The following is a 12,807-nucleotide window of genomic DNA, read 5'->3' on the forward strand; positions in this document are numbered from 1 at the left end:
AAATAGCCTCACAGGCCCATGATTAGTGTAAAAGCAGCATCTTTAGGAATAAACGTATTTAATTCAAACAAAAATCAAACAAAATATAAGCATAATTTTGTGATACACTACACAAATCATATGGAATTACTTCATCTGAGTAACCTTTAAATCAACTTAGTAAGGCAGGACATAGAATAATGACTCTATTGAGAAGTTATAATATATCAACCACGCTTCCCCCTCCAAGATACAACACTTTTCCAAACTAAAAATAACTAAAAATTTTCAATGCGACAAATCGCTTCTTACTCTTGCGATTGATGTTGCACATTTATAAAAAGAGTAATGCAGTAAAGTTAAAAGAGAAAATATGAAAAATCATAAATGGAATCGAATTGTACTTAAAGTCGGTAGCGCATTAATTGCACCAGAGAGAAAAGGTTGTAGTTCACGCTACTTATTACATATCGCCAAATTTATATTACAGTGCAGAGATATGGGTATTGAAGTTATTCTTGTGTCTTCAGGTTCAGTTGCAGCTGGCGCACACTTTTTCGGTGAAATAGAAAACCCATCTCTCCCAATCAAAAAAGCAATGGCCGCAGCAGGTCAAAATGAAATGATGGCAGCATGGGATCGTTTCTTTGATTTCCCTTCAGCTCAAATTCTTTTAACACACGGTGATTTCCAAGACAGAGAAAGATATGACAGTGTGCGTGAAACTATCTTCGCATTGCTCGAACATGGAATTTTACCCGTTGTTAATGAAAATGACGTAGTAACAACAGATGCATTAAAAGTGGGTGATAACGATAATTTATCAGCAATGGTCGCAGCGGCGGCAGATGCAGATGCGTTAATCATTTGTTCTGACATTGACGGTTTATATAATAAAAACCCACATACTAATGACGATGCAGTGATGATTAAAAACGTGAGTGCTATCGATCAAAGCATTTACGATATGGCCGGAGGCGCACATAGCAGCGTTGGTACTGGTGGTATGCAAACTAAAATAGAAGCAGCTGAAAAAGCAACCTCACATGGTCTTACTACCTATATAATCAATGGCTTTAAAGAAAGCTCCTTTGAGCAGTTAATACTGGGGAATAACCCCGGTACTGTTTTTGCACCTTATGCAAAACCAATGGAAGAAGATTTACATTGGATGACTCATACATCAAGAGCACAGGGTGAGGTTGTTATTGGAGATGGATTTGAATACCCTCTACATGAAAATAGTGACCAGCTAACGAGTAATGAAATAGTTGAAGTGGTCGGTGAATTCTCAGCCGGAGATACTATTTTAATTCGTAGTGATGATGGTAAACACTTGGCTAAAGCTGAAGCTAACTACAGCAGCTGTTTACTTAACTTCATTTCAGAACATGACAATCAAGATGATGAAAATGAATATCAGCATCAAACAGGTCCGTTAGTATCGGATAAAAATATTGCAGTCTTAGACCAATAAAGCGATATGTTTAGGGCTAAAACTCATCATAAAAAGCCCCTGTAAATAAAAAGGGAGCTTACGACGAATATCGTAAGCTCCCTTTTTTATTGAGCTATTTAAAAACTCATTTTTTTTAAACTGCAATAGCTTGTTTTACTTCTTCTTTATTTTTCAAGAAAGCATAGGTGAAACCTGTTACTGCTGTACCCGCTGCGATTGCCACTAAGTATAATAATACCGGTGAGATTGCATTTGGAATCAACAGAACAAATAAACCACCGTGCGGAGCGAGTAACTGTGCGCCGAACAACATAGATAAACCACCCGTTAATGCACCACCAGCCATACAGCTTGGAATAACACGCATCGGATCTTTTGCTGCAAATGGGATTGCGCCTTCAGAAATAAAGCATAAGCCTAAAACAAATGATGCTTTGCCGGCTTCACGTTCGCTATCAATAAATTTCTTCTTCGCAAGGAAAGTTGCTAAGCCCATACCAAGTGCAGGTACCATACCCGCAGCCATAATAGCAGCCATAGGGCCGTATGATTGAGAAGCTAATAGACCGACACCAAATGTGTATGCCGCTTTATTAACAGGACCACCTAAATCGAAACACATCATACAACCCAACACTATACCTAATAGAACAGCATTAGTTGACCCCATATTAGTTAGGAATTCAGTAAGTGCAGCCATAATGCTAGCAACTGGGCCACCGACAACATAAATCATCACTAAACCAGTGAATAGACTCGCTACAAAAGGAATAATCAGAATAGGTTTAAGGGCTTCCATTGATTGTGGCAATGACACTTTATCCGCAATAAATTTAGCCGCGTAACCTGCGATGAAACCCGCTGCGATACCACCTAAGAAACCAGCACCAAGTTGGCTTGCCAACATACCACCAATTAAACCAGGCGCTAAGCCAGGACGATCAGCAATCGAGAAAGCAATAAAACCAGCCAATACCGGGATCATTAATGCAAAAGCAGCACCGCCACCAATATCCATCAAGGTTGCAGCCATCGTGCCTTTTTCTTTAAATGCTTCGATACCAAATACAAACGAAAGCGCAATCAATAAACCACCGGCAATGACCACAGGTAACATATGCGAAACCCCTGTCATAAGGTGTTTATATACGCCCTTTTCCTCTTCATTTTGAGAAGAGTTTGCATTACTTGTTGCTTGAAAAACAGAAGCTTGTGCAAATGCTTTAGTGATTTCTTGCTCGGTTTTTTTAAGTGCTAAACTTGTACTTGTTTTGTACAGTCGTTTACCATTAAAACGCTCAAGTGGCACTTCAATATCAGCAGCAATAATCACTAAATCCGCATCAGCAATATCCTGATCTGTTAATTGATTTTTTGCACCTACCGAACCACGCGTTTCTACTTTAATAATAAGCCCTTGACGTTTCGCTTCACTCTCTAAGGCTTCAGCAGCCATAAAGGTGTGTGCAACTCCAGTAGGACAAGCTGTAATAGCAACAATTTTTTTCACGCCATTACTGTCTGAGCTATTACTATTAACATTACTGCTATCAAGTTGGCTTACCGCCCCTTTACTTGCATTAGCTGCCGTTAGCTCTTGCGCGTTATTAATCGCATTATCTAACCAAGCTTGTGGATTTTCAGTGCAATCTGCAATTGCACCTTGATATACACTTTTACCTATAAAACGTGTCGTATCAATATCACTATTGCTGGCGATAATTACCACATCAGCTGCAGCTATATCTTCAGTTGATAACACTTCAACCGGTAATACCGTTGATTGGCACTCTATCGATGCTTTAATATTTAATTTTGCACTGGCTTGCTTTAACAAGCCAGCAGCAATAATACTGTTTGCGACACCACTTGGGCATGCAGTTACAATAGCTATATTTTTCATATTCAATCCTTAAATTAGTTATCGACGTATTTACACGTTTGATGAAATAGGGTTATTGTGAGTGATCATTTTTTGTAAATTTGTTACCGCTTCCAGGCTAGGTACGCCTACGCCTACTTGCGTCACCGCTAATGCAGATAACGCGGTGGCAAAGGATAATGTCCGATCTGCTTGCCACTTTTGCATATGCCCCCAACAAAGGCCTGCAACTAATGTATCGCCCGCTCCCACTGTACTCACCACATTCATTTTAGGTGGCTGGGCATAACGCCATAGGCTGTTGTTTGAGGTATTGCTTTGAGCATCGCTTGAAGTATTGCTATGAGAGCTACTTTGATCATTTTTTCCTAACCACATCACCCCTTTAGCACCTAATGAAACAACGATATTATCAATACCTTTACTAACTAAATCTTGAGCGGCTTGCTGACAGGCTTCAGCAGTATTAAGTTCACGTCCAACAAATTCAGACAATTCTTCGTCATTGGGTTTAATTAACCAAGGGTGCGCATCTAATCCAGCAGCTAAGGCAGCGCGGCTGCTATCAAAGATCACTTTTTTACCCATTTGATGTAGTTTTTCTATCCAGCTTGCGCAAAGTTCAGGTGAAATACCTTTAGGTAAGCTACCTGCTAATACAAAAAACTGATGCGTTTCGGCTAATTTAAATAAACTGCGTTCAAACTCATTAATCGCTTGCTCAGAAACCTCTACACCTGGGAAATTGATATCACTAACTTGCCCATTTTTTTCGACTAATTTAACGTTTATACGCGTTGAACCATCAACACGGATAAACTCATCCTGAGCATTCATTTCCCTGAATAAGGTACAAAATAAAGCTTCATTATCACGCCCTAAAAAACCTGTTACCGTTACCTCTGCGCCTAAATCAGAGAGTACTTTTGCAACGTTAACGCCCTTACCTGCAGCATGCAGGGAACCGGTAGTAGCTAAGCTAACCGAGCCAATATTTAAAGTATCTAAACCGCCCGTCAAATCCAATGCTGGATTTAAGGTGATAGTAACTACTTTATTATTGCTAATAGTATTTTGATGACTCATGGTTTACCCCTCACTCAGGCCAGAAGCAATCGCTTCAGCAATACCCGCTAGTGCTTCTTTTGCATCTGGGCCTTCTGCAATAAATTGTAATGAATCTCCGTGTCTACCCCCTAAACCAATCACTTTCATCAGGCTTTTTGCATCTACAAATTTATTATCACCATCAATGTTGGCAACTTTAACCACTGATTTATATTTTTTAACTGCGGCCACTAACATCGCGCTCGGGCGGGCATGTAATCCATGTGCATTATTAATTTTAAAGGTTCCCACATTGTCACTATCAACAATATTTTGTGGGGTAGAAGTCGTAAATATTGCCAACAACTGTTCAACGCATGAGCTGAATACTTTTGCTTGTTGTTGCTCAAAAACTAATTGGCTGATGATATTTAAAAATGGACCATGAGAACTATTACAAGCTGCAACAGCAATCAGTGCTTTGACAGGAAAACCATTAAATTCACAGGTTTCACTAGTTGTTAAAATAGACATCCCTGAACGTTTAACACCTTTTTCCCCACTCACAAGCCATAAACCATTACCTAAATGTGTTGCATCTTTAGTGACTAACTCAGCAACAAATTGATTCTCAACATTGCCGCTATTTTTTAATAACCCACCCGCGACTGCACTCATTTGAATCATGTCAGAAGCAGGAAAGTTTAGTTGTATTAATGCGGGGCTAAAGTCAGCTTCAAACTGTACGTCACCATTTAATAACTTAATAATGTCGTCTTTTGTTGTCGCTTGTTTTAATTTATCTTCAACATCATCAGCCGATAACACTTTAGTTAATTGCTTTAAAATACCTAAGTGTTCGTCAGATTTAGCGGCAATACCAATGACGACATAAGCGATATTTCCATCCCCCCAATTAACCCCCTCAGGAAAGTGTTGAACTGCAACACCTGTTTTATTAACTAGATCTCGCGTATCTGTTGTGCCATGAGGAATTGCAATGCCATTACCTAAAAACGTTGAGTTTTGTTTTTCTCGGTTAAGCATCCCTTTAACATATTGCTCGGCAACTAAGCCTTTATCTGCAAGTTGTTTAGCAATCGCTTTAATGGCCGTGATTTTATCACTTGCACTTTGTTGTAAGGTTATATCGTTATTAGTTAGTGTCAGCATCGGTCTTAACCTCTCGCTATATTTTATGAGTTAGCAACTATTCGAGCCTTACTGAATCGATTCAGCAAAACATTCAAAAAAAAGTCCAATAAGCTTATACAATGTTAATTGATACGTTATCTTGGTCTCAATTATTACAACTTCAAGGCTTACTGAATCGTTTCAGCTATTATAGTGAATCGATTCAGCTTATAATGCAACCAGCGAATAAAATAGATTACCAATAATTTGATCTTATCGACATAAAAGGATCTTAAGCATGACATTAGAGAAAATTGCCAAATTAGCAGGCGTATCAAAAACCACTGCAAGCTATGTCATTAACGGTAAAGCGAAGAAGCATAGGATCAGTGAAAAAACACAACTCAAAGTGATGGCGGTGGTGAATGAACATAATTATAGCCCTGATCATGCGGCATCAGCACTACGAGCAGGTAGTAGTCGATCCTTTGGTTTGATCATTCCAGATCTTGAAAACAGTAGCTACACAAAATTAGCTAAATTGCTTGAATCTAATTCTCGTAAAGCAGGATACCAAATACTCATTGGTTGCTCTGACGATGACCCAGAAACAGAGAAAAACTTAGTTAAAGCCTTACTTAGCCGCCGTATCGATGCGCTTTTTGTTGCTAGCTCATTAGCTGATGGCAGTGAGTATTATTTAAAAATACAACAGCAAGGTACGCCAATTATTGCACTCGACCGCGCCTTAGATGATGAACATTTTGGTTGTGTGATCAGTGAAGATTTTGATGGGGCTTATGAATTAACCGGCTCCGTGATCACTGAGAAGGTAAAGTCTATTGGCCTGATTGGAGCCTTACCTAAATTAAATATTTCGCGTCAACGTCATGCCGGTTTTGAAGCACAAGCGAAAAGACAAGGCGTGACTTGCACTGCCACTTATGGAGAGCACTTTAATAGCGAATCCGGTAAAGCAGTTTTTCTACAATGGATAAAAGAGGATAAGGTACCCGACGCGATTATTGTCACTTCCTATACTATGTTAGAAGGTATTTTAGATGTTTTAATTGCACAGCCCGAATTAATGAAAACCCTCAAATTGGGCACTTTTGGTGATAATCGTTTATTAGATTTTTTACCTATTAAAATTAATTCATTAGCACAACAATTTGAATTAATCGCAGATAGCGCCTTAGCACTGGGTTTAAATGCTTCCGCTAAACGTTATCAAGCAGGGTTAGAGTTAATACCAAGACAAATTATCATTCGAGCATAAAACCGGTCTGACACAAGGGAATCTTTGAATCTTTGAATCTTTGAATCTTTGAATCTTAAAAACAATAAAGCACCAAACTTTCGAGTGGTGCTTTTTAAGCAAATCTTAATTTATGAATTAAGTGTATTAAATTAAGCTTGTTTCTTGAATCGACGCGATGCTAAACCAACAAGCGCTAGACCAAAAATAATCATTGTTGATGGCGCTGGCACAGCTGTTATTGCAGTTGAAAAATACACAGTATTATCTGAGTCGTTATCTGCTGACCAAATCCACTCTGCACCAGCGTCAATAGTTGTACGATTACCCCATGGATAAACACCATTAACTCCGTAATCACTTGAAGTTACATAGTTAGTCCAACCCGTTGTACTAACATTCCAATCAATTGTATTAGTTAATAACTGTGACAGACCATTACTAAACACATGATCACTAGTATCAAGACTAAAATCCCCTAAAAATCCAGCTACCCATCCGACATCAACACCTGCAACGTGTAGGAAATAATCAGTACCTGCTGTTAAATTAGCGCTAAAAGATTCTGTAGAATACCAATTATTATCTGACATGATTAAAGTGCCTTGTGTACTGTCATCGGTGCTTAAATAAACAGAATACTCGTTATCAACTGTTAGATTAGCAGTTATCACAGTTGCATTGGCTATATTAAATAAGCTCGCAATTGAGAAAATCACGCCTGCCACTATCGTTTTCATTGATTTCAATTTCATAAAATACTCCTTTACTTCCCTTGTTTACGTTTTATAGGGAATAGTTAAACAAAAATATACCTACAAAGGAGCAAGTAACGATCCAACTTTAAAAACCGCTTAAATATCAATCATATAATTACCCACAATTAGTTACCTATAATTAAGTTGTAAAAAAAGCTGACACTTCCATGGAATAAATCATTGTAAATAATACAACTGGTGGAACTAAAATGATTAAAGCAGAATCATAAGCTATTGTTTTGGCAAGAGGATGTGGCCTAAGTTGATTGCACAGCACACAGATAAAGACGCTATCATCTATTCATTTCGGCGCTCAAAAAATCCACTAGTTGTTTATTGTTATGAGTAGTATTGAGGCAAGCTATTTTTTCAACGGCTAAGGCAGTGCCTTGATCGATAAAGACAAAGTCAGAAGCAACGTCTAATGCATCATGAATATGATGAGTCACCATCAATACGGTAACATTTTGTAATTTAGCTAATGACTTAACTGACTTCAACATTGCAACCCGTAACACAGGATCTAAGGCTGAAAAAGGCTCATCGAGCAGTAGGATAGGTTTATCCTGTACAAAGCAACGTGCTAACGCGATACGCTGTTGCTGCCCTCCAGAAAGTTGAGCAGGCAAACGATCTAATAGGTTTTGTACACCAACTTGCTCGCTGACAGCGTGTAGACGTAACTTTTGCTGGGGATTAAGTTTTAAACCAGGATGTAAACCTAAAGCAATATTTTCATAGGCAGAAAGATGGGTAAAGAGATTGTTATCTTGAAATAATATCGAAAGTGGTCGTTGATGAGGTGCTTGTTTTAGGATTGAGAGATCCTTTATTTTGATCTCTCCTTTCACAGGCGCAATAAAACCTGCCAATAAATTTAAAAGCGTACTTTTACCGGCTCCACTTGGCCCTAGAATAGCAACGACACTACCGGCTTCAACCTCTAAATCAAAATGAAAGCTTTGCTGTTTATAATGATAATTAACGTCTGTAAACTTAATCATATTGAGTTCTTCTTTCTTTAAACAGATATTCTACCACCATAAAAACACCCACACTTAACACCAATAGCACCAACGCGACGACAGCTGCAGATTGCATTTGATAGCTGCCTAGTAATTGGAAAAGATATAAAGGTAAAGTACTAAAAGTATGGCTACCAAATAATGCAATGGCACTTAAGTCCCCCACGGACAGCACAAAGCTCAAACACAAGGCTTGTAGAATAGGTCGTCGTAACGCTTTCCATTCAACCCAATAAAAACGATGCCACCAAAATACACCTAAGCTGGCACATAATAATTCATATTTTTGAGCATTATGTAACATGGGTAATGACAAACTCTTTAATACAAAAGGCAAAGCCATTAATGCATTAACCGCAATCACTATATATAGGGCGAGGGAGGAAAAATGCCCAATTTCTCTTAATAGTAAAAATAACCCTGTGCTGATCACTAAACCAGGGGTGACTAATATGATGGTGGCTAACATTTCAATTTTATCAGCATGGCCATTGAATCCAATCAATCGCCACTGCCGACTCGCTAACAAAATAAAAAAAGCACAGCTCACAGCAATAAGAGCAGCAAAAAAAGCAATAAGCAATGAATTCTTAAAAGCTAACCAAAATTTAATATCAGTTAGGACGACAAAAAACTGAGCATTTAAACCAGCAATAACCACCATTAACAACGGTGGGATTACCAGTAGGGAAATAACAATAATCCAACTAAAGTCCCAACATTTAGCAATCCATGAATCTTGATAAAAGGTGTTTTTAGGCCCTTGATAATTGGCTGTTAAAGATGATGATCGTGATAGTTTTTGAATAAAAATAGCTAAAACAGCACATATACAAATCTGCCATAACGCAAGTAAAGCGCCCGTCTGCAAATCAAAATCAAATTTAATTGCTTGGTAGATAGCCAGCTCTATAGTGGTTGATTTAGGCCCGCCACCCAATGCCATTACCGTTGCAAAGCTGGTAAAACAAAGCATAAAGATAAGCCCTGCAGCATGTGGTAATTGAGCAACAATCTGTGGCCATTCAACAAATCGAAATTTATTCCAATGCTTCATTCCTAAATGCGTTGCTAATTGGTGCTGTTTATCTGGAATAGCATTTAATGCCTGTAGAAATAGACGACAAGCAAAGGGTAGATTAAAAAAAACATGGGCTAATAAAATACCATTTAATCCAAAGATTGAGAAAGGTAATACGCTATTAAAATATTCAAAAACACCAGCTAACACGCCACTATTACCATAAATTGCTAACAACCCAAAGACGGCCACCAGCACGGGTAAGACTAAGGTTGTTGCAAATAATTTTAGTAATAAAGCTTTGCCTCTAAACTCCCGCCTAAATAAAGCATGGCTAATGGGGATCGCAAATAAAACACTTAATAAAGTGGATAGTGCAGCTTGATAAAAACTAAATTTGGTGATGTGCCGATAATAAGGATCAGACCAAATAGCCGTTACTTCTAACACAGGAGAATGAGCGAACAACGCATTTACTGCCATTAGCACAAACAAAAAGATGCCAATGGACAGTAAAAGCCCGGGGATTTGAACAGGCTTAATTAATCTGACAAATACCGTTAATGGATTAGGAAGTGGCATTAAGCGATTAATCTGTTAATGAGATCAACCACTCTTTTGTCCATGCTTTGCGTTTTGCTGCTACTTCATCACTTGAGTATGACAATGCCTTAGCCGGTGAGACGAGTTGATTAAACTCTTCTGGCAATGCTACATCGGTAACCGGATACATCCAATTACCAGTTGCGATTTTAGATTGAAAAGCATCACTCAGGATAAAACTCATGAATTCATTCGCTAATTTTTTATGTTTGCTACTCTTAACCACAGCCGCCACTTCAGTTTGTGTGTAATGACCTTCGGTGAAGCTCGCAGCTTGGTACTGATTTTTGCCTTCAGCAATCATATGATAAGCAGGAGAGGTCGTATAAGACAGCACCATATCGGCTTCGCCTTCTAAAAACATGTTATAGGATTCAGACCAACCTTTAGTTACGGTGACCGTTTTTTTAGCAAGTTGTTTCCAAGCTTGATTGACTTCGTCACCATAAACAGACTTCATCCAAAGCATTAGGCCTAGCCCAGGTGTGGAAGTGCGAGGATCTTGATAGATGATTTTTAAGTCATCACGTTGTTCAACTAATTCTTTTAAACTCTTAGGCGGGTTAGTTAACTTTTCACTGTTATAAACAAATGCAAAATAACCATAATCAAAAGGCACAAAGGTTTTATCTTGCCAATCAATGGACATCTTAATCGCACTTAAATCAATATTATGTTCACTCAATAGCCCTGTTTTTTTAGCGCTTGCCATTAAGTTATTATCAAGTCCTAATAGAATATCAGCTTCGCTATTATTACCTTCTAAACGTAAGCGATTTAATACCGACACACCATCATCTAAGGCAATAAATTCAAGGTCACATGCACAAGACTTTTCAAATTCAGCTTCTATTTTTGGTCCTGGTCCCCAGTCTGAAGCAAACGAACTGTATGTATAGACGGTTAATTTTTCCTGCGATGCAGCGAAAACAGGCGTTGCTATTAATGTTGCTAAGGTTATTAAATTACTGAGAGTCTTATTCACTATGTCATCCATTACTAATGATTAATATTAAAGTATTGATGGATTATAACAATTGCTCAATAACTATGATCAACTATTTACAGTATCGACCATTATTCAATACTAATGTCTAAAATAGACTCCTATTCACTACAATAATCGAGTAGCAATAAAAAATAATCATCGTCATCCCCTCTTCTGTTTAGTTAGAGATTGAATAGGGTTTGAATAAAGTTTGAATAGAGTTTGTAAACCCTGACACTACCAATAATTATGTTTCAATCTATGTTTGAGTATTATGGTTAAATAGCTCCCATTCACAGCGAATACGGCCAATAGTACGCATTAGCAGTGCGTAATATTTATCACTGACATCGTGACTACCAAGTACCGTTTGTAACAAGGTAATGGCTTTTTTATATTGAATATTAGCCAAAACCAGATCTCCAGAAGCATTATATGCATTCGCCTTATCTAAAAATTCATCGGTAGCTGCCGTAATAACTTCATTAGCAGCTTCAATATCGGAGCTAATATCACCACATAAGTTTAATTGTATTAATGCGTGTTGATTTGACGAAATGAAATCTATATCAGTATGTTGACCAACACTACTAGGATTTTTTTGCGTTGATGACACTTGCTTTTCTAATGCCATCGACCCAATTTCGTGATGGCTTGCAGCAGTATCAGCCTGAGCTATTACGAATGATTTAACACACGCATATTTTAAAAAAGTACCAACAACTTTGTTCGTTAAATTTTTCCAGTTAAACATAACTTGTCTTCCTTGAGCATTCACAAACTTACAAATGATATTAATTATCATCTAAAAAAGACAATAAAACAACAACATTGATATTAATTATCATTTAGGTTATTGCAATTTTAATACCCTTGCCACAAAAGCATCAAGATTATGGATAATATGTTCCATATTAATTGGATGTTTACTCTCTTTCTCTAATTATCACTAGTGCGCATAATTCACAACATATTACAGCGAATAGGAATGCACAATGATGATACAAATAGTTAAGTTTGATATTAAAACTGAATACATTGAACAATTTAAAATATTACTTGATGATGATAAACAAGGTTCAAAAAATGAAGCTGGTTTACTTGAAATGCGTTTATATCAAGATAAAAAATCTCCTAATCTCTTTTTTGCCTATGAACGTTTTGAAAACCAAGCAGCAGTTGATCACCATTCTGCGCAGGCTTATACCAAACGACTACTTGAAGCACTAGCTGTGATGTGTAATAGCGCACCAGAAGTAATGCCTTTAAACGAAACAACGCCTGCACCGCTTTATGAGAAAAATCCTAAAAGTGCCAATGCACAGGATGAACTTTTTATTATTTTCTTTATTTTCAAAATAAAACCGCAGTATAGAGAGCAATTACTCACACAATTTGAGCATCATATAACGCAAACTCGCAGCCAAGAAGAAGGTAATATCCTTTTTGATTTGTACACCATTGAGGGTCAAGACGATACGCTAGCGGTCTATGAACATTGGCGTAAAGAATCTGATGTGTGGGATATCCACTTCAATCAGCCTTACGCAGTAGAAACCGGCAAGTTAATGCACCAAGCCGTTGTTGGTGACCTTGAGCAATACATGAATTTTGTTACTGAACTTTAATTTTATTAAGGCTTTAACCGACCCC

At 37.8% G+C, this 12,807-nt stretch carries 11 protein-coding genes; 3 read left to right on the top strand and 8 right to left on the bottom strand.

The features are described from left to right. Nucleotides 1-352 precede the first annotated feature (352 nt). The gene (gene proB / locus GQR44_RS07630) at nt 353-1,456 is read left to right on the top strand and encodes a glutamate 5-kinase (RefSeq protein WP_166370905.1); all 1,104 of its coding nucleotides are present in this window, start codon (nt 353-355) and stop codon (nt 1,454-1,456) included. 115 nt (nt 1,457-1,571) lie between these two features. On the opposite strand, the gene fruA is transcribed toward proB, so the two are convergent. From fruA to fruB, 3 genes are read right to left on the bottom strand one after another with little or no spacing between them, the layout of a single operon-like run. Beyond that, nucleotides 1,572-3,341: a PTS fructose transporter subunit IIBC gene (fruA, locus tag GQR44_RS07635; RefSeq protein WP_166370907.1), complete on the bottom strand. Its 1,770-nt coding sequence runs from the start codon at nt 3,339-3,341 to the stop codon at nt 1,572-1,574. Between the two features lie 30 nt (nt 3,342-3,371). Then, a complete protein-coding gene (locus GQR44_RS07640) occupies nt 3,372-4,406 on the bottom strand; it encodes a 1-phosphofructokinase (protein WP_166370909.1) in 1,035 nt (344 codons plus the stop codon). A gap of 3 nt (nt 4,407-4,409) precedes the next feature. Further along, a complete protein-coding gene (fruB, locus tag GQR44_RS07645) occupies nt 4,410-5,540 on the bottom strand; it encodes a fused PTS fructose transporter subunit IIA/HPr protein (RefSeq protein ID WP_166370911.1) in 1,131 nt (376 codons plus the stop codon). A gap of 259 nt (nt 5,541-5,799) precedes the next feature. Here fruB and cra point away from each other — a divergent pair, with 259 nt between their 5' ends. Further along, nucleotides 5,800-6,780, top strand: a complete 981-nt coding sequence (gene cra, locus GQR44_RS07650; RefSeq protein ID WP_166370913.1) for a catabolite repressor/activator — start codon at nt 5,800-5,802, stop codon at nt 6,778-6,780. A gap of 131 nt (nt 6,781-6,911) precedes the next feature. On the opposite strand, the gene GQR44_RS07655 is transcribed toward cra, so the two are convergent. From GQR44_RS07655 to GQR44_RS07675, 5 genes are all read right to left on the bottom strand, one after another. Beyond that, nucleotides 6,912-7,514: a PEP-CTERM sorting domain-containing protein gene (locus GQR44_RS07655; RefSeq protein WP_166370915.1), complete on the bottom strand. Its 603-nt coding sequence runs from the start codon at nt 7,512-7,514 to the stop codon at nt 6,912-6,914. A 296-nt stretch (nt 7,515-7,810) separates the two neighbouring features. Beyond that, nucleotides 7,811-8,521, bottom strand: coding sequence for a thiamine ABC transporter ATP-binding protein (gene thiQ, locus GQR44_RS07660; protein WP_166370917.1), 711 nt, complete (start codon nt 8,519-8,521; stop codon nt 7,811-7,813). Further along, nucleotides 8,514-10,145 (bottom strand): thiamine/thiamine pyrophosphate ABC transporter permease ThiP, encoded by a 1,632-nt coding sequence (gene thiP / locus GQR44_RS07665; protein ID WP_166370919.1) that lies wholly within the window; start codon nt 10,143-10,145, stop codon nt 8,514-8,516. The genes thiQ and thiP overlap by 8 nt, the downstream gene beginning before the upstream one ends. A 7-nt stretch (nt 10,146-10,152) precedes the next feature. Beyond that, a complete protein-coding gene (thiB, locus tag GQR44_RS07670) occupies nt 10,153-11,151 on the bottom strand; it encodes a thiamine ABC transporter substrate binding subunit (RefSeq protein WP_346774331.1) in 999 nt (332 codons plus the stop codon). Nucleotides 11,152-11,413: 262 nt separating this feature from the next. Next, on the bottom strand, nt 11,414-11,908 hold the full coding sequence (locus GQR44_RS07675; RefSeq protein WP_166370923.1) for a hypothetical protein: 495 nt from the start codon (nt 11,906-11,908) through the stop codon (nt 11,414-11,416). Between the two features lie 241 nt (nt 11,909-12,149). Here GQR44_RS07675 and GQR44_RS07680 point away from each other — a divergent pair, with 241 nt between their 5' ends. Further along, the gene (locus GQR44_RS07680; RefSeq protein WP_166370925.1) at nt 12,150-12,782 is read left to right on the top strand and encodes an antibiotic biosynthesis monooxygenase; all 633 of its coding nucleotides are present in this window, start codon (nt 12,150-12,152) and stop codon (nt 12,780-12,782) included. The last annotated feature ends 25 nt before the right edge of the window (nt 12,783-12,807 follow it).

Source organism: Psychromonas sp. SA13A, assembly GCF_011378715.1.
Classification (GTDB): Bacteria; Pseudomonadota; Gammaproteobacteria; order Enterobacterales; family Psychromonadaceae; genus Psychromonas.